Raw genomic sequence first — 20,792 nt, forward strand, 5'->3', positions numbered from 1 at the left:
GCCCGGCGCTCGGGCACGGTGGCGCCTCGGTGGGTCCGTCGGCCGAGCGATGGAGGTTGCGCATGGAGATGATCCACGTCCGGCTGGTGAGCCCCCCTGATCTCACCCCCCGGGCGATCGGGCTGCTGACCGACGACCGCTATGTCTTCAACCTGGTCGTCCTCGCCGAACTGGCGCACAACCCCGACGGCGACGCGATCGAGTGCGACATCCTGGCGGGCGCGGCCAACGCCGTACTGCGCGGTCTGCGCGAGCTGGAACTCGACCGCCGCGGATCCATCGTCATCGAGCCGGTCGAGATGGCCTTCTCCGGCACCGCGGCCGAGGCCGAGGAGCGGCAGCTCGGAGCGCTCGCGCACGCGCCGGTCTGGGAGGAGGTCGAGGCGCGCATCCGCGCCGAGGGCACCTACCTGCCGAGCTTCTACATCTACCTCGTCATCGCAGGCGTCATCGGGGCGGTGGGCATCATCACCAACTCCCAGATCCTGATCGTCGCGGCGATGGTCGTGGGACCGGAGTACGGCGCCATCACCAGCGTCGCGCTCGGCCTCGACCGCGGCCACGGCGCCAGGGTCCGGCAGGGGCTGTTCGCCCTGACCGCGGGCTTCCTGCTGGCCGTCCTGGTGACCTTCCTCTTCTCGTGGGCGGTCCGGGGGCTCGACCTTCAGCCCAGGGCGTTCGAGCTGGGCATCAGGCCGGTCTCCACGCTGATCGACGCCCCCGACGCCTTCTCCGTCGTCGTCGCGGTGCTGGCCGGCATCGTCGGGATCATGTCCCTGACCCAGGCCAGGACGAGCGCGCTGCTCGGTGTCTTCATCTCGGTCACCACCATCCCGGCCGCCGCGGACATCGGTGTCTCCTGCGCGTTCTCCAGCTGGAGCGAGGCACGCGGATCCCTGATCCAACTCCTGCTCAACATCGTGCTGTTGATCCTGGTGGGCGTGCTGATGATCAGATTCCAACGGGCAGTCTGGCGGCGGATCGGGCGTCGCAGCGGGCGCATGGGCCGCGGGTGACGCCGCCGACCCGGGTCGGAGACACCACGAGCGCCCGTGGGCCGACCGCCGCCTTCCTGACCGGTGACCCCGGCAGGCGAACCTGCCCGTCGATTCCGCCCGCAGGAACGTGTTGCGCTTGACCGGGCCTGGGCGGCGCCACAGGCTCCCGATGAGGGGTCCGGCGCCGCGGGCCACCACCGCGTCCGGCGCCCAGGGGACCGGACGGGAGGCTTGAGGAGGCCATACATGCGAGGCAGCCGCACCGGAAGGCAACTGACCCTCCGACACGGCACGCATCGTGCCGTCATTGTCGAGCTGGGCGCGGCCCTTCGGTCGTACACGGTCGGTGCGCGCACCGTGATCGACGGATTCGCCGAACAGGACCGGATCACCGGCGGGCGCGGCCAGATCCTGGTGCCGTGGCCCAACCGGATCCGCGACGGCCGGTACCGCTGGGACGGGCAGGAGCTGCAGCTGCCGCTCAGCGAGGCGACCGGCGGCAACGCCATCCACGGGCTGCTCCGATGGGTCGCGTGGCGGGTCGTGGAGGCGAGCGACAGCCGCGCCGTCCTGGAGGTTCCGTTGTGGCCGCAGCCGGGCTACCCCTTCCACCTCCACGTCCGCGCCGAGTACGCGCTCGGCGAGAGCGGACTCCACGTCACCGTCACCGCGCGCAATCTGGACGTGAGCCCCGCACCCTACGGCTTCGGCCAGCACCCCTACCTCACCGCGGGCACCGCAGTCGTCGACCATGCGGTGCTGACCGTCCCCGCGCGGACATGGCTGCGCACCGATGAGCGCGGCTTGCCGGTCGCCGCCGAGTCGGTGGACGGGACCGAGTACGACCTACGAACGCCCCGGACTGTCGGTGCGCTCCACCTGGACACCCCGTTCGGTGACCTCGACCGGGACGCGGACGGTCGCGCGGTGGTGCGCCTGGCCCACCCGTCGGGTGCGTTCGGTACGGACGTGTGGCTCGGTGAGGGTGCCGACTACGTACAGCTCTACACCGGCGACACCCTGCCGCTGGGGGAGCGCCGTCGCGCGGTCGCCATCGAGCCGATGACCTGCCCGCCGGACGCCTTCCGCAGCGGCACCGGGCTCGTCGGGCTCGGCCCCGGCGAGCAGCACACCGTCCGCTGGGGAATCACGCCGTGGGAAGGATGACGTCACCGCCACGGTTCCCGGCATTCGGGCGGCCCTCGGCCATGGTCCGACCCGCCCGGCCGCGCAGCCGACGGGCAGGAGCACCGATCCGTCCCGCCACCACCCGTCGAAAGGACCGCTCGTGACGACGAACCAGGTACTCGTCGGCGTGGGCCTGATCGTGGTCCTGGCCGTCGGGTCGCAGATCCTGGCCGGCCGCCTGCGCATCCCCGCCCTCATCGTCCTGCTTCCGGTCGGCTTCGCCGCCGGCGCGCTGATCGACGACGTCGACCCCGAGCGGCTGCTGGGGGCGGCCTTCTCCCCGCTGGTGTCGCTGGCCGTCGCCGTGATCCTCTACGACGCCGGCCTCGGTCTGGACCTGGCGAGGCTGAAGGGACACACCCGCCGTGTCGTGGTCCGGCTGATCTGGATCGGTGTCCTGATCACCGGGCTGCTCGGCGCGCTCCTGGCCGCACCGCTGCTGGGCATGTCCTGGCGGGCGGCCGTCATGATCGGTGCGATCCTCGTGGTCTCGGGGCCGACCGTGGTCGGACCGCTGCTCAGCTTCGTACGACCCAAGGACCGGCTCCAGCGCGTCCTGGTCTGGGAGGGCTCCCTCATCGACCCGGTCGGTGGCGTCCTGGGAGCACTGGTCTTCCACGCGGTCGTCTCGACTTCGGGGCGCCATCTCGGCAGTGGGACGACACAGTTCCTGATCAGCATGGGAATCGGCGCCGCCGGAGGAGCGGTCGGGGCAGGTCTGCTGTGGGTGCTGTTCCGGGTGCTGCGCATCGGCGAGGTCCTCGGCACCACTGCCCAGCTCGCCGCGGTGATCGGTGTGGCGGCGATGTGCGATGTCCTGCGCGAGGACACGGGACTCATCGCCGCCGTGATGATGGGTCTGGCCGTCGCCAACCTCTCCGGCATGGACGTACCCGCCCGTCGGCCTTTCTTCGAGACCCTTGTCAGCCTGATCCTCGGCCTGCTGTTCATCTCGATCTCGGCCACCGTCACACCGCACTCGCTGCGCCATGTGGTGCTGCCCGCGCTCGGGCTCGCCGCCCTTCTGGTGCTGGTCGTCCGGCCGCTGGTCGCGGCAGTGTCCACCCTCGGCACCGACCTGACACGCGGCGAGCGGGGTTTCATCGGCTGGATGGCGCCGCGCGGCATCGTCGCGGCCGCCACGGCTTCGACGTTCTCGGCCGGGCTGGTGGCCAAGGGGATCGGAGGCGCGTCGAAGATCCTTCCGGCCACGTTCGTGGTCATCACCGCGACCGTGACGCTCTACGGCCTCACCGCCTCGCCCGTCGCCCGACGTCTGGGTGTGGTGCGCCCGTCCCGCTCACGGCCCCTGCTGGTCGGTGGCGACCCCTGGGTGGTCGACCTGGGCGTGGCACTGAAGGCAGCAGGGCTGGAAGTACTGATGTGGGCGGGGGAGGAGGAACAGCGCGAACGCATCCGGCGGGCCGGGATCGAACTCGCGCCCGGTGAACTGCTGGGCGCCGCCACGGGTGGGGCCGCCGAACTGGAAGGCGTCACGGCGGTGTACTTCCTCACCGCCGAGGACGACTTCAACGCACTGGCGGCGGTGATTCTGCGAGGCAGCGTGGAGGGCACGGTCCACCGCCTCAGCGCACCGGCCGACAGCCAGGGCGCGGTGGCCCCGTTCATCGGCGGCGAGGTCCTGTTCGGCCCGGATCTGACCTGGCCGACGTTCTCCCGCAGGTACCAGGAGGGGGCAGCCGTTCTGGGGCAGCCCGCCGACAACGCCCTGCGGCCCGGCAGCGACCTGCTCTTCCTCGTGCGGAGGGACGGCCGCCTGGACCCGGTGACGGGGGGAAGCGCGCCGTCGCCCCGGCCCGGGGACACGGCCGTCCTGCTGGGCCCGGGTGGGCGGGGGGCCGACGGTCCGGCGGAGTAGACCGGGCTGTCGGCTTCGGCCACCCGAACCTCGCCGTTCCCGGCGGGCCGTACCTGGGACCGCGGTCCACCCGGCCCGTCCCGCCGGCGTCCGTCCATGCGCCTCACTCAGTGGTGCCCCGACCACCCGCAGGGAACGGGCGCGAGACGCAGATGAATTTTCCCCTGCATGGTCCTGACCGCTCGCAAATTCAGTGGTCGAAACCGCGCCGCCACGGAATGCTGCACGAGTGATCGAGCGAGATGCCGCCGTGCAGGCCGTCGAAGAACAGCTGGAGCTCGACTATCAGCAGTGGCGGGCCGTCAGCGCGGAAGCAGTGCAGATGGCGGTGGTCAGTGTCGAAGAGCATGAGCTGGTGTGGATCGTCCACTGGCAGTCCGAGAACTTCGTACGGACCCGGAGGTGCGAGGAAATGCTGGTCGGCAGTGGGCCGTACCTCGTCGACCGTGTCGACGGGGGACTGCATCGGATCGGCGTCCTCGCCGCGCACACAGGGGAGTGGGAGACCGACTACCGCGCCCGGATACGCGGGCTGCCGGTACGCACCGCGATAGACGACCTGCACGACGGGCTCCGCACAGTCGCCGCCGCGTACGGACGGATGCATGCTGCGCGGACACTACGCCAGAGGCTGTCGATGTTCTCGCCGGCGGAGGCCATTGAGTATGTGAGCGCGTTGCTGGAGTGTGACGCGCCCGCCCGCCTCATGGCTGTTGCCACCAAGGAACTCGTGGAGCCCTTCAACCCCGTACTCGGGGTGGAGACTGTCACGAGCGGCACGGCGGTCCGAGCCGCTCAACGACCACACGAATGATTGGGTGGATCATCCCTTTCTTCTCGGAGAATCGGTGTCGATTGTCCGACGGGACTACGGACTCGCGCCGTTGATTTCCTGACAGGGCCCGGCCCAGAACCGGTTTCTCCCGGCGATCTACGCCGGGACAAGGACGGTCAGCCATTCCGCTTCACGAGCCCGGTACCCGTAGTGATCCATCAGCCCCGACACGATCGCCGGGACGTGGCCGGCTCCGTAGACGATGGCCACCCGGATCGGCTCGTCGGCGCGCGCTGCGTGGATCTCGCCGAGCGCGTCGAGCAACCGTCTGTCGCGCTGACCGGTCATCGCGTGCTCCACAGGATTGTCGGCCAGCAACTCCGCCCGCAGCGTCGACGGCAGATCGTCGACTGCCAGGTCCTCATCGAGGAAGGCGCGCGGGCCGCGCAGCGCGAACACCAGGCCCAGCACGGGAGCTGCCATCATGAGCAGCAGGTACGTCCATCGCGGCAGTGTCTTCAGGTCCGCGATCGCCTCCGCCGCGGTCACATCCGGGTTTATGACCGGCACGGACTCGGGAAGCAGCAGCTCATCGCGCTGTTCCTGCAGGCCGTTGCGCCGACGCCGTGCGGTGAATCGGTAGGCGAGCGTGAGGGCACTCACTCCGACCGCATCCCCTCGGATTCCCTCCATGACTATGAGGTCGCATTCCCTGAGCCTGAGGCGGACTTGGGAGTAGAACGTCGGCGAAGCCACGTGAAGCATGGGGAAGATCACGAATTCGAGTGGCTTCCCTGTCCGCCTCATGGTGATCACAGCAGATCGGACGGCATACCCGGTCACCTCGATGATCTGCATGATCCTCCCACGCACCTCGCCCGGTTTCCCTTCCATCCCTACTCGGACACGAGCCCGCCCAGGGGCGCGGTTCCCTCATGGAACAAGCCATGTCGGCGGACAGGGGCCATGTCGGCGGACAGGGGCCATGTCGGCGGACAGGGGGGGCATGTGGACGCGGTCCCAACGAAGTTGACGTCCTGGAGCGGAGGGCTTTCATGGAGCTCAGAGCTCAGCGACGACGCGTCGTAGCGTGCCCGGGGCGATGCGCAGCATGGCCGGCATGACTTTCGTCTGACCGGGGAATGCCATGTTCCGCCCCCGGCGAAGAGCCTTCATCGTGACCGTCGCCACCTGTCCGGGAGTCAGTTTCTTCCCCGTGGCTTCGGCGTTCATGGGCGTGTCCGTAGACGGGGGGAGGACCTCGAGAACATGCGTGCCCTGCGGGGCGAGTTGACGGCGCAAGCCATCTGCAAAGCCGTGCAGGCCGGCCTTCACCGCGCCGTGGGTGGGCGCGCGAGTGGGCGAGACCAAAGCGAACCCCGAGGTGATGAATACGACCGCGTCGGGCGATGGCCATCGCTCAAGCACTTCACCCGTCAAGTGGATGGGGGCGGTGAGGTTCAACGCCACCTCGTCATCGAGAGTCGCGTTGGGGTTCTCACCGGCTGCATAGTCTCGTTCCTCGAACGTACCGGCGTTGTTGACCAACACGTCCAGACGTCCGAAGCGATCAGCGACCGCCTGCAGCAACGCCGCTCGATCGGCTGCGTCCGTCACATCGGCCCGCACGGCCAGCGCTTGCGGGTGTGTCTGTGCGAATCGGTCCAGCGCGGCCTGCGAACGTCCGCAGACGACGACAGAGGCCCCGAGCTCCACGAAGGATTGCGCGAGGCTCAAGCCGATACCTGAGGTTCCTCCAGTGATGAGTACGGTCTGTGACACGATGCCACCCCTCTGTATAGCATACCGATTGGTACGAAACACATTAGCACATCCGTACCGATCGGTACCGAAGGGGTAGGATGCAGAAATGACCTCCTCGACACCGGTCCCACCTGGCAGGCCTCGCGCGTTCGACATCGACGAGGCACTCGATCGTGCAGTCCTGGTGTTCTGGTCGAAGGGTTTCGAGGGCGCCAGCCTTGACGACCTCACCGCAGCGATGGGTATCAGCCGCCCCAGCCTGTACAGGGCTTTCGGCAGCAAGGAAGACCTCTTCCACAAGGCGCTGGAGCGGTACACCGAGGGCTTGGCCTCGTACTTCGCTCGTGCTCTGGCAGCGCCCACAAGCGGATCAGTGGCTGCTGCCGTGCTCCACGGCACGGTCGAGGCGGCGACCATGCCGGGATTGCCCGCGGGCTGCCTTGGCGTGCTGGGTGCGTTGGCTACCGGGGATGAGAGCCGCCAAGTCCGAGACGCACTCATCGCATGGCGTGAGGAGGGGACAGCCCACTTGACGCGCCGATTTCAACAGGCGGTGGACGCCGGAGACCTTCCGCCTTCCTCAGATCCTCATCTCCTTGCGCTCTACCTGAGAACGATCGCCAACGGGATTGCCGTCCAGGCCGCGAGTGGGAGTTCCCGCGCCGAGCTGGTGCAAGTCGCGAACCTCGCGTTGAGTAGCTGGCCAAAGCGGTAGTCGGCTCATTGGCCCGGGATCTGCGCATGGACTTCGAGGTTCCGTGGTACGCGCGAGGTCTGCGTCGACGGGCGCGAGGTGCCCGTCGATGACCGGGCGGCGTCCGAGCGGTGGCGTCCCTCAAGCGGTACCTGATGTCGACGCGGAAGGCGTGCGGGGGAGGCCAGCTCGAAGCTGTTCGAGGAGGCCGTCCGCCGGCTGCCCTCGAAAACGACGCCCTGCGGTGCGCGGTCGGCCGCCGATGATCGACAGTTCATCAAGTGGTGCGTGCCGGCGGCATCCCCGCTCCCGCCCTTGTCGCGTCGGTTCCCCAGCTGGCCAGCAGCCGTAGGGCCTCCGCCGACGGGGAACCGGGTTCGGCGTGATACGTCACCAGCATCCGTTCATGCGCGTCGGCCTGGTGGAAGGACTCGAGGCGGAGGTCCAGTTCGCCGACGAGCGGGTGGTGCAGGCGCTGAATGGCGTGGCACTTCTCCTTGACGTCGTGGGTGGCCCACAGCCGCCTGAACTCCTCGCTCTTCACGGAGAGTTCGCCCACCAGTGCGGACAGTTGCGGGTCGTCCGGATGGGAGCCGGCGTCCATGCGCAGCTGAGAGACGACGTCGTTCGCTTTGCGCCCCCAGTCCACGAACAGGTCGCGGTACTCGGGTCTCAGGAACACCAGCCGCGCCCAGTTCCGCTCGTGCGCCGGCAGCTCCGCCCAGTCGCCGAAGACCGCCGCGGCCATCCGGTTCCAGACAAGGATGTCCGAGCGCCGCCCCACGAGGATCGCCGGGACGCCGTCCATGGTGTCCAGCAGCGTCCGCAGGGGGCCGCGCACCTGCTGGGTGCGGACGGCCGGCTTCTTCTTGTGCTGTCTGGGCTTCGCCAGGTGCGTGAGGTGGGCGTGCTCGGCGTCGCTCAGCCGCAGTGCGCGGGCGATGGCGTCGAGGACCTCCGGCGACACGTGCCGCCCGTTGCCCTGCTCCAGCCGCGTGTAATAGGCCACCGACACTCCGGCCAGCTGCGCCAGCTCCTCGCGGCGCAGCCCCGGCACCCGCCGGTACCGTCCGAAGCTCCGCAGCCCCACGTCCTCGGGCTTCAGCCGGGCCCGCCGGGTGCGCAGGAACTCGCTCAGCTCGGCACGCGGGTCCAGTGCGTCGGCGGGCTCACGCGCCGGTTCGGCGTATTCGTCCATGCCTCGAGTATCCACGGTCGGACGCACACCTTCCTGACCCAGCCAGTAGTAGGCATCGCGGGCATAGGCAAAGCCGTGACCTGGGTGAACACCGGATCGCCCAGCACGCTGGTGACCGTGCCCGGCTGGAAGGCAGCCGGGACGTGGCCTGCATCAGGAACGGAGCACACCCCATGACCACAGCACAGGCGAACGAGTCGAGGACGCGCCAGAGCGAAACGGCCGCGGCGGCGGTGGGCCGCCTTCGTGCGACGTTCGACACCGGCGTCACCCGCACCCTGGACTGGCGCGTCGACCAGCTGCAGCGGCTGCGGGCCCTGTTGGTCGAGAACGAGCAGGAGCTGCTCGAAGCGCTCTGGGCGGATCTGAGGAAGAACTCCGCCGAGGCGAAGACGCAGGAGATCGACTTCACTGTCGCCGACATCGACGAGACGCTGGCGAATCTGGAGAGCTGGCTTCAGCCCCGCCCGGTGGCGGTTCCCGCCCACTTCGGTCCCACGACCACGGCCTACACCACGTACGACCCGCTCGGGGTCGTCTTGGTGATCGCTCCCTGGAATTTCCCGCTGCACCTTCTCATCGACCCCATCATCGGCGCGCTGGCCGCCGGGAACACGGTGGTGGCCAAGCCGAGCGAGATCTCGGTGCACACCTCGGCGGTCGCTTCACGCCTGCTGCGAGAGTACTTCGACCCTGACGTGCTCGCCGTGGTCGAGGGGGGCGCCGAGGAGACCACGGCCCTGCTGGCACAGCGCTTCGGCCACATCTTCTACACCGGCAATGGCACCGTCGGCCGGATCGTCATGACCGCCGCCGCCAAGAACCTCACCCCCGTCACGCTCGAACTCGGAGGCAAGTCGCCGGTCTTCGTGGCGCCCGACGCCGATGTGGAGGAGACCGCCAAGCGGCTGGTGGGCGCCAAGTTCGGCAACGCCGGTCAGCAGTGCATAGCCCCCGATTATGTCCTGGCCGATCCTGCCACCGCCGCCGCACTGGTCCCCGCCCTGCGCACGGCTGTCGACGCCCGGTTCGGCACCAGCCCGCAGACCTCGGCCGACTTCGGCCGGATCATCAACGAGCGGCACTTCGACCGGCTCACACGTCTGCTGGACTCAGGCCGGGCGGCGGTGGGAGGCCGGTACGACCGCGACGACCTGTTCATCGCGCCGACCGTGCTGACCGATGTCGACCCCGCATCACCGGTCATGCAGGAGGAGATCTTCGGTCCGATCCTCGCCGTCGTCGAAGTGGAAGACCTCGATGCCGCCATCGCCTTCATCAACGAACGAGACAAGCCACTCGCGCTCTACGCCTTCACCGAGTCCGAGGCCACCAAGGCGCGCCTGGTGAACGAGACGTCCTCCGGCGGCGTCGCCTGGGGCCAACCGGTGATGCAACTGCTCATGACCGGCCTGCCGTTCGGTGGCGTCGGCGAAAGTGGAATGGGCCGGTACCACGGCCGGTATTCCCTCGAGACGTTCAGCCACCTCAAGGCTGTCGCGGACGTCCCGCTCAGCTAGCCGAGCGTTTTCGTGAAGCAGGCTGTCCGATGGGCGATCGGTCCCCATCGCGGGGGGCGTCGAGGCGAGTCGGTCGCGGTGCGGCCTGCAGACACTGATCCGTCCCGACTCCGGCGACGGCACCCATGACCTCAATCACCCTGGTGACTACTGATCGTGCGCAGGGAACGAACGCCCGCACTCCACCAGCGGGCCCGTGCCAGCCCGAGGACCGCATCCGCGCTTCCACCGGGACAGCGTGGACCTCCTGTCTCGCAGACCTTCATCCATTTTTCTCCGTACAGCAGAAGGAAACCCATGCCTGCCAACATTTCAGATGTCTCGTCCGCTCCCTCACTTTTCTCCCCCGTCGCCCTCGGGAAGATCGAGCTCGCCAACCGAATCGTCATGGCACCACTGACCCGGGTCCGGGCCGGATCCTCCGGCATCCCCGGGGACCTCATGGTCGAGTACTACCGGCAGCGGGCGAGCGTCGGAATGATCATCACCGAGGGCACCTACCCCGACCACGCGTCGCAGGGGTACGTCGGCGAGCCGGGCATCGCCACCGACGATCAGGCGGCCGGCTGGCAGCGGGTGTTCGAGGCGGTGCACGCCGAGGGCGGCCGCATCGTCCTGCAGATCATGCACGCCGGCCGCGGCACCCACCCCGACATCAACGGCGGCCGCCGCGTCCTCGCCCCCAGCGCGATCGCCATCGACAGCAAGACGTTCACCGAGAAGGGCGAGCAGCCCTACCCCGTACCGGAAGAGATGACCACCGCAGAGATCCATGCGGCCCGGGAGGACTTCGTCACCGCGGCCCGCCGGGCCATCGACGCGGGAGCCGACGGCGTGGAAATCCACGGCGCCAACGGCTACCTGCTCCACCAGTTCCTCTCCCCGGCGGCCAACCAGCGCACCGATGGATACGGCGGCTCGCCGCACAACCGCGCCCGCTTCGTCGTCGAGGTCGTCACGGCGGTCGCCGAGGCCGTCGGAGCCGAGCGGGTCGGGCTGCGGATCTCGCCGGAGGTCGACCTCGGGGACGTCTTCGAAACCGACCGGGACGACGTCCTGGCCACCTACGGCACCCTGCTCCAGCGACTGCGCCCGCTGGGCCTGGCCTACCTCTCCGTCCTGCACCCCGAGCCGGGCGGCCACCTTGTACAGGAGCTGCGGCGGCGCTTCGACGGCAAGCTGATCGTCAACAACGGCCCCTTCGGGGGGCAGACCAACCGCGAGCAGGCGCTCCAGCAGATCGAGGCCGACCACGCGGACGCCGTGGTCGTGGGCCGGGCCCTCATCGCCAACCCCGACCTGGTGGAGCGCTGGAGGGGTGGCCACCCGGAGAACGAGCCGCGGCCCGAACTGTTCTACGGGCCGGGCGCCGAGGGCTACACCGACTACCCCTTCCACGAAGCGGTTTGAGACCCACGGTCACGCCTGTCCATGCGGCAGCCCCGCTGGCGCATGGACAGGCACCCGACCGGCGACACTGTGTCCGCCCCACCAGAGATGGGTCCTCCGATCGGCGAGCCTTAGCGCCACTGACAGTTCGTCCGTTTCTGGTAGAAGATCGTGTTCACGACCTCCCGAAGATCACAGGACCCGGGTCGCCGGCGGCGGCCGCCAGTGGCAGCGGAACCAGCCGTACGCGGTCGGCTTCCCGGCGGGTGTGATCGTCCTCCTGCTCGTCTGCGCGCTCACCGTGGCGGCTGGGCCGTCGTGGGGTACGGCGATGCGTGGGTTTGAGCCCGACTGACGCGGACGGCATGGAGCCCCCGGTCGAGCCGGAGGGCATCACCGTTCCCCAGGCCTGATTAAGTGCTCGCCCTTCGACGGCGTGTGGGGCCTGGCACTCTCGGCTGGGGGAGGACGGCACGGCTCCGCGAGGGGGAGCGGTCCGGGCGTGAGGTTGACGATCGACACGCAGTCCGACACCTACGAGCAGGTGGGGTCGCGGCGGTGCGGGCTGCGTACGGGCACGGTGCGAAGACGTGAAGGCCCGACCTCATGCATTGCGTGGCACGCGTTCACCGCGTACCGCCCCGCGTGCTTCCGCCCGCGTCACACCGTGTGCTGCAGCCAGCGCTGGAGGGTGGTGTGGGTGCTGGGTGGCAGGGTGCTGAGTTGGTCGATGGCGTCGCGGTCCTCGGGCCGGGGTGGGATGCCGGCGGCGGTGAGTGCGGCGTGCAGGGCCAGGCGGCGCTGGTCGCGGGGGGTGATGGGGATGCTGAGGCGCTCGGCGGGGTTGGGCGGCGGCAGCAGGTAGTCCATGTCCTGCCCGGCGGCTGTGGGCCCGGCGGTCTGCGCCGGGTCGGCGGCGTAGGGGTCGACGAAGGTCTGCGGCGTGTGGTGGTCGAAGGCGAGGCTCACGTCGGTCTCCTTCAGCTGCGGGTGGATGTGCAGGGGGAGAGCCTCAGATGCCCGTGTGTGGTTGCGGCTGTCGGGCGATGTCACGCCGACGGCGTCATCGGCGGCTCATCGTCTTTTCCGACCAGCGCGATTGAGGACTCTCAGGCCGGCCCCGAACGCACGACGGTCTGAGCGCGGCCGACACAGGGGCTCCGAGCTCCGGTTGAGCAGTGGCGGTCGGAGTCGTGCGCGCTGTCAGGGTTGGGCGGCATCCGCCAGGGGGAGCCTGTGTCCTGCGGACCCTGACTGTCGCGTAACCCCTGTGGTGCAGCGGCCGTTGTCCGAGAGCCGGAATAACTTCAGGGATGGAGTTGATGCACGGTGGAACGACGCATGCCGGTGGCGACGCACTGGGGCAGTTTCGTAGCCGTGGTCGACTCGGGTCAGCTGGTGCGCATCGAACCCCGAGGTGACGACCCCGCGCCGTCGCCGATCGGCCCGGGCATGGTGACGGCTGCCGAGGACAGTGCGCGTGTGCTGCGCCCCGCGGTGCGCAAGGGGTGGCTCAATGGCTTGCCGCGCGCCGATGAAACGGCCAGAGGTGCGGACGCCTTCGTCGAGGTCAGCTGGGACGACGCACTCACGCTGGTGAGCGAGGAACTGCGCCGAGTGCGCGCACAGCACGGGGACAACGCGGTGTTCGGCGGCTCGTACGGCTGGGCCAGTGCGGGCGGGTTCCACAATGCGCAAGGCCAGCTCCAGCGGTTCCTGGCACTGGGCGGGGGCTACACGGACTCGCGCAACACATACAGCACCGCCGCTCTTGAGGTCATCCTTCCGCATGTGATCGGCGGGGCTCCGTGGAGCTATCAGTCCCGGATGCCGATGTGGGACGAGATCGCCGAGAGCTGTGAGCTCGTGGTGGCGTTCGGGGGGCTGGCACTGAAGAACAGCCAGATCAACCCTGGCGGGCTGGCCCGGCACCAGACCCGGGACCTGCAGCGGAAGTGCCGTGAGGCCGGCGTGCGGTTCGTGAACGTCAGCCCGATCCGCAGTGACACCGCCGACTTCCTGGACGCCGAGTGGCTGCCGGTCGTCCCCAACACCGACACCGCCCTGATGCTCGGCATCGCGCACACGATGCTGGTCAACGGCTGGTACGACGAGGACTTCCTCACCCGCTGCTGCGTGGGGTTCGACCGCTTCGCCTCCTACCTGACCGGCGACGTGGACGGCGTCGTCAAGGACGCCGACTGGGCCGCGAGGATCACGGGCATCAGCCGCGACACGATCCCCGATCTTGCCCGCCGCCTGTTCACACAGCGTTCCCTCATCATGGTCAACTACGCCATTCAGCGGGCGGACCACGGTGAGCAGCCGATCTGGATGTCGGTCGTACTGGCGGCCATGGCGGGTTCGCTGGGCCGGCCCGGCTGCGGCTGGGGCGCGGGCTACGCGACGATGGACGCGACCGGTGTTGCCCCGGGCCGCCCGTCCGTGGCGTCGATGCCGCGGGTGGCGAACCCCGTTGCGGACTTCATCCCGGTCGCCCGGATCGCCGACACCCTGCTGGAACCGGGTGCGACCATCGACTACGACGGTCAGCGCCTGACCCTGCCGGACCTGCGCCTGATCTACTGGTGCGGAGGAAACCCGTTCCATCACCACCAGGACCTGCACCGCCTCACCCGAGCCTGGCAGCGCCCGGAGACGGTGGTGGTCCATGAAGCCTGGTGGAACACCACGGCGAAGTTCGCGGACATCGTGCTTCCCGTCGCGACCAGCCTGGAGCGCGACGATTTCGCCGCGGGGTTCTCCGACCCTCACCTCCTCGCGATGCCCAAGGTCCGCGAGCCGGCCGGCGAGGCCCGCACCGACCACCAGATCTTCGCCGCTCTGGCCGCCCGGCTCGGCTATGAACGCGAGTTCACCCAGGCGCGATCCGAGATCGAATGGGTCCGGCACCTCTACGCCCAGACACGGGCGAACCTCGGTGACGAAGCGGCCCTGCCGGACTTCGACGACTTCTGGCAACACGCCTCCGGTGTCGAACTGCCGGCACTCGGCGGGCCGTTTCCCGGCAGCTTCGAAGCACTGCGCTCCGATCCGCAGCGCTTCCCCCTGACGACGCCGTCGGGCCGGATCGAGATCTTCTCCGAGGAGATCGACTCGTTCGGCTACGACGATTGCGCCGGGCATCCGACGTGGTTCGAACCCGTGGAGTGGCTTCGCGCCGACCTGGCGGACCGCTTTCCCCTGCACCTGATCTCGAATCAGCCTGCCTCACGCCTGCACAGCCAGTACGACAACGGTGGCCACAGCCTCAAGTCGAAGATCCACGGTCGAGAGCCCGTCACGATCAACCCGCAGGACGCGGAAGCACGCGGTATCGAGAACGGCATGATCGTGCGCGTCTTCAACGACCGGGGAAGCTGCCTGGCGGGCGCGATCCTGTCGGACGCCGTCATGCCCGGCGTCATCCAGCTGTCCACCGGAGCGTGGTGGGACCCGGCCCAGCCGGGCCGGAGCGGGACCTTGGACCGCCACGGCAACCCGAACACCCTCACCGGGGACCGCGGGTGCTCGCGTCTGTCCCAGGGACCCAGTGCGCACAGCGCTCTCGTCGACGTCGAGGTCCACGAGGGCCCGGTCGAGGAGGTACGCGCCTTCACACCACCACACCTCGAACACTGAAACGAAGCCACCTCAACGGCGGACGGGTTTGCCGTGCTCAGCCTCGTCGGGTGCCCGGCCGGTACGTCCGGCCGGGCACCCAGCCTCCACTGGGACGATTGCGTCGCCGTAACCGCGTGAATACGGTGCGCAGTCATGACTGCACTTCAAGACCTCAAGTACAGCCAGTGGTTCAGGGGCGCCGATGTCGACGGCGACGGGTTCATCACCCAGCACGACGTTCGCAGGATGAGCGAGCGTTACATCAACGCCCGCGAGACCACCCCTGACGCCGAGACCGTCCGCCGGCTCACCGAGGGGATGGACCAGTTCTGGTCGAACGTCATCGCCCCGATGGACCAGGACGGTGACGGGAAGGTCGATGTGCGGGAGATGACCGCGGGCTTCAAGAGTGTCCTGACCGACCGCGCGCTCTACCCGCAGCAGATTGCGCCGGTCACCAACTGCTTCTTCGACCTCGTCGACCTCAACGGAGACGGCAAGATCGACCAGGCCGAGTTCCAGCAGATGTTCGACTCGGTCGCCGCCGTCCCCGGCGAGGACTGCGCCGCCGTTTTCGCCGCTCTGGACCTCGACGGTTCCGGCGGACTGGACCGTGACGAGTTCCATCAGGCACTCGAAGAGTTCTTCTACGGCAACGACCCCGACGCCCCCGCCAACCACATCTTCGGCAAGGTCATTGCCTGACAGTCCCCGATACGCCCCCGGACCCGCGCTCGTACCAGCGTCTGCTCCCTGGCTGGCGGCCGCTGTGGCGGCGGTGGGTCGCGTAGCGCTTCTGGGCGTCGGGTGCGGTGGGGTAGGCAGCGGGCACCCCTGCGGCGGCTCGTCAGCCCGCTCGTCAGCCGGCACGGCGGTCGGCCTGGTGCACGCTCCTCCCTTCCCGCCCGCGTGCTGCTGCCCGGACTGCGCATCCGCGGCCACGCATGCTCATCGCCCTGGCGTCCATGAAGACCGTCCCCCTGGACGGCACGTGGACGAGACCATCGAGGTCCTGGCGGGCCAAAGCGCCAACCTGCCTGGCCCGGCAGATCCTCATCCTGGCCGACCGCGCCCACCAAGGTGCGGACGCAGTGGTCGGCGAGGCGATCGCCGCCGCCGCGCGGCCACCGCGGGTCTGGCTGCAGATGAGTACGGCGACGATCTACGCTCACCGCTTCGACGCGGCACACGACGAGGCGGCCGGGGTGATCGGAGGCTCGGAGACCGGGGTGCCGGACTACGGGGCGTACAGCGTCGAGATCGCGAAGAACTGGGAGCGGGCGCAGGCAGAGGCGCCGACTCCCGGCACTCGCAAGGTGGCGTTGCGCTCGGCGATGGTCATGAGTCCGGACCGGGGCGGTGTGTTCGACGTCTTGTCGAGACTCGCGCGACTCGGGCTGGGCGGTCCAGTGGCCCGCGGCGCGCAGTATGTCTCCTGGATCCATGATGAAGACTTCGTGCGAGCGGTGGAGTTCCTGATCGCCCGGGACGACCTTGAGGGGCCGGTGAACCCTGCCTCGCCCGGCCCCCTCCCGCACCGTGACTTCATGCGGGCGTTGCGCACGGCGTGGGGCGTCCCGCTGGGGCTGCCGGCGACGCGCTGGATGGCCGAGCTGGGAGCGTTCGCGCTGCGCTCGGACACGGAGCTGCTGCTCAAGAGCCGTCGAGTAGTGCCGGGTCGGCTTCGTGCCGCCGGGTTCGCCTTCGCGTACTCCGAGTGGGAGAGCGCCGCTGCGTCGCTCGTACAGCGGGCCGTAGGATGCCTGGATGCCGAAGCCGTTACGGATAAGCCGCCGCACGTGGGTTGGCGTATGGGCGGCGCTGTGCGCGGCCGGTATCGCCGCCACCGCCGCGCTGAACGCCTCCCCGGCGCCTGACCCGCAACCCGAGAAGTCCGTCAGTGCCGAGTGCGCCGAGTACATCGCGGACATCGAGACGCAGCTGGCCAAGGCCAAGGCGGAAGGCAACGCCGACGACGGCGTGCTGGCCTTCACGCGAAGCTGGGTCGGAGCGGACGACTGCAGCGATGAAGTCCTCGACCACTTCAGCGGCGACCGGTGAGCCGCCGCACCGAGCTCGCCACGCTAGGGGGGCTGATCCGCGGCGGCGCCGTGGTGGTCATCGGCGTGAGTGAAGTCCCGTGGTTGTAGACCGACTTGATGTTGCGGTCGTCGGCCCGTAACTCACTGGCTGATGGCTTCACAGTGGTCCGCCGGCACTCGGTGCAGTACGTGCTTGCCTGCTCTGCCGGGACCTGGCTCCCGGCCAGGTGAATGTCGCCTACGGCCTCTACCCGTCCCAGAGCCGACGAACGCCGTGGGCGACTCATGCGCGTCGCTCAGCCGACCGGTCCCGTCATCCCGTGCGGCCGTACCGCCGGTTCGAGCAGCGACAACGTCCGCTGCTCCGCATCGAGGGCGGCACGGATCCCGACCGGCATCGGCAGATTCGGGCCGGCGTGTCCGACCTCGACGTTGCCCAGGACCGGGATGTCGCGGTCACCGAGGACGTCGAGGACGATCTCCGCCAGGGTCGGAGAACCGTCGGGCGAGTCGAGCCCGTCGATCGCCGCCGGAACGCCCACGACCATGCCGGAGATCCGATCGAGAATGCCGCTGTGCCGCAGTATCTGGAGGTAGGTCCACACATGCGATGCCTGGCCGCCCAGCTCTTCCCAGAACAGCACCGCGCCGTCGAAGCATTCGAGCGGCAGCGCGAAAGGCGTCGCCTGCGCCAGCACGAGGCGATTGATGACCCCGCCGATCAGCGGACCTTCCGCCCGCCCGGGACGCCAGCATTCCCACGACGGACCGGCGGGCAGCGCACCGATCGGCTCCGTGCCGGTCAGCAGCGTCGCGTAGAGCCGGCCCAACTCCGCCCGCCGGGCCGCGGACGCCGTCTGCCAGTGCCCTCCGAGGCCGGGCGTCGCCACGTCGGCGTGGAAGCCGACCAGCCCTGTGCGCGCGTAGAGCACCAGGTGCAGCAGTGAGATGTCGCTGTAGCCGAGGACCGGCTTGGGGTCGGCCCTGATCGCGTCGAAGTCGATCAGGTCGAGGTATCCGAACACCGTCTGGCCGCCGTCGTGCGCGACGATCGCGCGTACCTCGGGATCGCGCAGCAGACCGTTGAACTCCTCGGCGATCTCTTCCGGCCGCGCCGCGCTCCACCAGCGGTGCCGTCCGGCTCGGAGGAGCGGCGCGAGACGCACCCGGAATCCCATCCGCTCGATCTCGGCCACTGCCCGTTCGAGGGCGGGTACGTATGGGGCGTGGAGCGGCCCGGACAGGGCCGCGACGACGACGAGATCGCCGGGTACGAGGGCGCGAGGGCGGAGCAGTTGAGGCGCTGCGGTATCGGTCACCGGGGCAGTGTTCCGACCCTCGTGCCAACACGCTACTCATTTGCCGATCAGCCTTGCGGGGGATGACGGGTGGATCGGCCAGAACCGGTTTCGCCCGTCGATCTACGCCCGGACAAGGACGGTCAGCCATTCCGCTTCACGTGCCCGGGGGCTGGTTCTGGCGCGTTGTTGTCGGCGGCCGCGCCATTTCGACCAGGCCGGTCGACAGGTGAGGTCTGGAGCCTCAGCGCCGCACGCGGTAACGCAGGTGCGTCGCGCCCTTGCCCTGGATCACGACCGGGTCGTCGAAGCGGTGCGGTGCGCCGGTCAGGTTGGCGAAGTAGGGGATTCCCTTGCCGAGCAGCACCGGTACGAGACTGATGTACACCTCATCGACCAGTCCCAGGTCAAGCGCCTGCCGTGCGATGTCGGCGCTGGCGATGCTGACGTGTTTGTCACCGGCGACGTCCATGGCACGCGCGATACCTTCCGCGACGCCGTCGACGAAGGTCGTACGCCGCCACTTCGCGGCGTCTTCGGGCGCGTTGTGGGTCACGACGACGACTGGCGCGCCGATCGGGTGGCTGTCGTTCCAGCCGTTGGTCAGGTCAAACAGCCGACGGCCGCAGACGAGCGCACCAGCCCCGGCGAGAACCTCGCGCAGCATCTCCGCACTGTTCGCGTCGACCTGGAACGACCAGTGCTCGTCGGCACTTGGCACGGTGACATCGCCGGCGTCGTACCAACCGAACAGCTCACCGGTCCCGTCCTCGGGGTCGGCGATGTAGCCGTCCAGTGACATCGTCATGTGCGTATAAACCTTGGCCATGGCGGGCCTCCTGTGGCTTCTCCTGCTGGATAGACCTCCCGGGAGGCTCGAACTCATCGGTGTGGGAGGACCCGGGGGAGCTGGGCGGCCCGCTCGCACGGCGGTTGGACGCCTCCGCGGTGCGCAGGCTGCTGGCGGCCGTGGACGCCCGTTCTGGCCCGGACTCCACGTTCGCCCTGTGCGGACCGCCCGGCCTCGTCGCCACCGCACGGCACGTCCTGGCCGACATCGGAGCCGATCCCCCGCTCGTGCGTGGGGAGTTGTTCACCACCGACGGCACGCTGCCACGCGTGTTGGAGCCGGCCGGGCAAGCACCGAGGGCGGGGGAGCACCGGGTCACCGCCCTGCTGGACGGGCGCCACCGTGCCGTCACCGTTCTGCCGTGCGACCCGGTCCTGCTCGGCACGCTGCTGCGCAGTCACCCCGACGTGCCCTACGTCTGCCGCGAGGGCGTGTGCGACAGCCGCCGCGCGAAGGTCGTATCCGGAGAGGTGACGGCGGACGGCCGGAACGCCCTGGACGAACGCGACCGCGCCGTCGGCTGCACCCTCGTCTGCGGAGATCAACCCCACCCTCGCCGTCCGGTTGAGCGAGGCGCGATCGCGTTGTCACGCTAGGCTCAGCAGGCGAAAACAGGCCAAGGGCCGGACGTGAAGGCGACCTGGGCGAGACGTCGATGTCCGTTGCACGACCGGTAACGCGTGAACAACTCACGCGGACGTGCAACTGATGGCGGCCGAAAGTCGTCCTCAGCGTCGAGCCGTCGAGGCACACCGAGAACTGGGACAACAGGGGGAACTCATCATGAACATGATGTCGAGGAAGAGTGGTCGCAGACCGGGCGTCGTCCGGGCGGCCGTACTGGGAGCCTGCGTGGTGGGCGCGCTGGTCCTCACCGGCTGCGACGGCGGCGACGCGACGGGTTCGGGCGCCGGCACGAGCCCGACGACCGCGGGTGACGCCGCCGGCAAGGCGGCGAGCGCAGGCGCGGTGAGCAAGAAGCCGGGCGTCACCGCCTCTTCAGGCTCGACAAGCACCGCCGAGTCCCCCGCAGCGGTTCCGGCCGCGTCCAAGTCCCCCGTTCCCACGGCGGCGAGTGCGGGTGGCACCGACGACGGCTGTGACCACAAGATGCCGATCTCCCCCGACGAGGTCGCGGTCTACCGCTACACCCCCGAAGGGGGATCCCTCAGCCTGATCGTCAAGCACGGCAACTGGGGCTGCGGATCCCCCGACTCCGACGGCGCGCCGTTCGAGACGGTAGGCAAGGAGACGTTCATCCCGATGGACCAGGCCGCTTACGTCACCGTGACCAACCCCGTCGTGGAGAGCACCGAGAACCAGCCCATCGGCGTGCAGGAGTTCCTCGACTGGCTGGAGGCGCACCCGAACTCGGGGCTCGTCTTCACCTACCACCTGGGTGCCGACGGCGCCATCGACCGCCTCGAAGAGGTCTTCGCCCCTTAGCAGCGCCCTGTGCCGGCGCCCGGACGACGCGGCTTCTCGACCGGGCGCGGGAGGGCATCAAGAACGAGGCTGCTGAGGCAGCACCTCACTACCGCCGACCAAAAGATCACCGGGGGACAGGGACCAA

General features: G+C 69.2%; 18 protein-coding genes. 12 read left to right on the forward strand and 6 right to left on the reverse strand.

Features of this window, described 5'->3' with window-relative positions:
• Positions 1-62: 62 nt before the first annotated feature.
• From AQI94_RS31155 to AQI94_RS31170, 4 genes are all read left to right on the forward strand, one after another.
• Positions 63-1,016 carry a DUF389 domain-containing protein gene (locus tag AQI94_RS31155; protein ID WP_031037595.1) on the forward strand — a complete coding sequence of 318 codons (954 nt, stop codon included), beginning with the start codon at positions 63-65 and terminating at the stop codon, positions 1,014-1,016.
• Between the two features lie 228 nt (positions 1,017-1,244).
• Positions 1,245-2,165: an aldose 1-epimerase family protein gene (locus AQI94_RS31160; RefSeq protein ID WP_031037592.1), complete on the forward strand. Its 921-nt coding sequence runs from the start codon at positions 1,245-1,247 to the stop codon at positions 2,163-2,165.
• 121 nt (positions 2,166-2,286) lie between these two features.
• Positions 2,287-4,065 (forward strand): cation:proton antiporter, encoded by a 1,779-nt coding sequence (locus AQI94_RS31165; RefSeq protein ID WP_031037590.1) that lies wholly within the window; start codon positions 2,287-2,289, stop codon positions 4,063-4,065.
• 229 nt (positions 4,066-4,294) lie between these two features.
• Positions 4,295-4,879: a YrhB domain-containing protein gene (locus tag AQI94_RS31170; protein ID WP_031037587.1), complete on the forward strand. Its 585-nt coding sequence runs from the start codon at positions 4,295-4,297 to the stop codon at positions 4,877-4,879.
• 117 nt (positions 4,880-4,996) lie between these two features.
• Here AQI94_RS31170 and AQI94_RS31175 read toward each other — a convergent pair whose 3' ends face one another.
• Both AQI94_RS31175 and AQI94_RS31180 read right to left on the reverse strand, forming a co-directional pair.
• Positions 4,997-5,698 carry a hypothetical protein gene (locus tag AQI94_RS31175; protein ID WP_031037584.1) on the reverse strand — a complete coding sequence of 234 codons (702 nt, stop codon included), beginning with the start codon at positions 5,696-5,698 and terminating at the stop codon, positions 4,997-4,999.
• A gap of 204 nt (positions 5,699-5,902) precedes the next feature.
• Complete coding sequence (locus AQI94_RS31180) at positions 5,903-6,622, reverse strand: SDR family NAD(P)-dependent oxidoreductase (RefSeq protein ID WP_158806148.1); 720 nt, start codon at positions 6,620-6,622, stop codon at positions 5,903-5,905.
• An 88-nt stretch (positions 6,623-6,710) separates the two neighbouring features.
• On the opposite strand from AQI94_RS31180, the gene AQI94_RS31185 reads away from it, so the two are divergent.
• A complete protein-coding gene (locus AQI94_RS31185) occupies positions 6,711-7,319 on the forward strand; it encodes a TetR/AcrR family transcriptional regulator (protein WP_031037579.1) in 609 nt (202 codons plus the stop codon).
• Positions 7,320-7,575: 256 nt separating this feature from the next.
• Here the strand turns inward: AQI94_RS31185 and AQI94_RS31190 are convergent, their stop codons facing one another.
• The gene (locus tag AQI94_RS31190) at positions 7,576-8,496 is read right to left on the reverse strand and encodes a helix-turn-helix transcriptional regulator (RefSeq protein WP_031037576.1); all 921 of its coding nucleotides are present in this window, start codon (positions 8,494-8,496) and stop codon (positions 7,576-7,578) included.
• Between the two features lie 173 nt (positions 8,497-8,669).
• Here AQI94_RS31190 and AQI94_RS31195 point away from each other — a divergent pair, with 173 nt between their 5' ends.
• Together AQI94_RS31195 and AQI94_RS31200 are read left to right on the forward strand one after the other, a co-directional pair.
• Entirely contained in the window at positions 8,670-10,016 is a 1,347-nt protein-coding gene (locus tag AQI94_RS31195; protein ID WP_031037573.1) for an aldehyde dehydrogenase family protein, read from the forward strand.
• A 297-nt stretch (positions 10,017-10,313) separates the two neighbouring features.
• Positions 10,314-11,426 carry an alkene reductase gene (locus AQI94_RS31200; RefSeq protein WP_051831897.1) on the forward strand — a complete coding sequence of 371 codons (1,113 nt, stop codon included), beginning with the start codon at positions 10,314-10,316 and terminating at the stop codon, positions 11,424-11,426.
• A gap of 639 nt (positions 11,427-12,065) precedes the next feature.
• Here the strand turns inward: AQI94_RS31200 and AQI94_RS31205 are convergent.
• A complete protein-coding gene (locus AQI94_RS31205; protein WP_225890303.1) occupies positions 12,066-12,374 on the reverse strand; it encodes a hypothetical protein in 309 nt (102 codons plus the stop codon).
• 360 nt (positions 12,375-12,734) lie between these two features.
• On the opposite strand from AQI94_RS31205, the gene AQI94_RS31210 reads away from it, so the two are divergent.
• From AQI94_RS31210 to AQI94_RS31220, 3 genes are all read left to right on the forward strand, one after another.
• Entirely contained in the window at positions 12,735-15,047 is a 2,313-nt protein-coding gene (locus AQI94_RS31210) for a molybdopterin-dependent oxidoreductase (RefSeq protein WP_031037565.1), read from the forward strand.
• A gap of 135 nt (positions 15,048-15,182) precedes the next feature.
• On the forward strand, positions 15,183-15,734 hold the full coding sequence (locus AQI94_RS31215; protein ID WP_031037562.1) for an EF-hand domain-containing protein: 552 nt from the start codon (positions 15,183-15,185) through the stop codon (positions 15,732-15,734).
• A gap of 260 nt (positions 15,735-15,994) precedes the next feature.
• Positions 15,995-16,906: a DUF1731 domain-containing protein gene (locus AQI94_RS31220; protein WP_225890304.1), complete on the forward strand. Its 912-nt coding sequence runs from the start codon at positions 15,995-15,997 to the stop codon at positions 16,904-16,906.
• A gap of 461 nt (positions 16,907-17,367) precedes the next feature.
• Here the strand turns inward: AQI94_RS31220 and AQI94_RS31230 are convergent, their stop codons facing one another.
• On the reverse strand, positions 17,368-18,390 hold the full coding sequence (locus AQI94_RS31230) for a S66 peptidase family protein (protein WP_031037554.1): 1,023 nt from the start codon (positions 18,388-18,390) through the stop codon (positions 17,368-17,370).
• A 223-nt stretch (positions 18,391-18,613) separates the two neighbouring features.
• Positions 18,614-19,198: a dihydrofolate reductase family protein gene (locus AQI94_RS31235; RefSeq protein ID WP_031037552.1), complete on the reverse strand. Its 585-nt coding sequence runs from the start codon at positions 19,196-19,198 to the stop codon at positions 18,614-18,616.
• A gap of 59 nt (positions 19,199-19,257) precedes the next feature.
• Between AQI94_RS31235 and AQI94_RS31240 the strand changes: the two genes are divergently transcribed.
• Together AQI94_RS31240 and AQI94_RS31245 are read left to right on the forward strand one after the other, a co-directional pair.
• Positions 19,258-19,815, forward strand: a complete 558-nt coding sequence (locus tag AQI94_RS31240) for a flavin reductase family protein (RefSeq protein WP_051831895.1) — start codon at positions 19,258-19,260, stop codon at positions 19,813-19,815.
• A 196-nt stretch (positions 19,816-20,011) separates the two neighbouring features.
• Positions 20,012-20,665: a hypothetical protein gene (locus AQI94_RS31245; RefSeq protein WP_107064197.1), complete on the forward strand. Its 654-nt coding sequence runs from the start codon at positions 20,012-20,014 to the stop codon at positions 20,663-20,665.
• Positions 20,666-20,792: the final 127 nt, after the last annotated feature.

The organism is Streptomyces pseudovenezuelae, assembly GCF_001513955.1.
Classification (GTDB): domain Bacteria; phylum Actinomycetota; class Actinomycetes; order Streptomycetales; family Streptomycetaceae; genus Streptomyces; species Streptomyces pseudovenezuelae.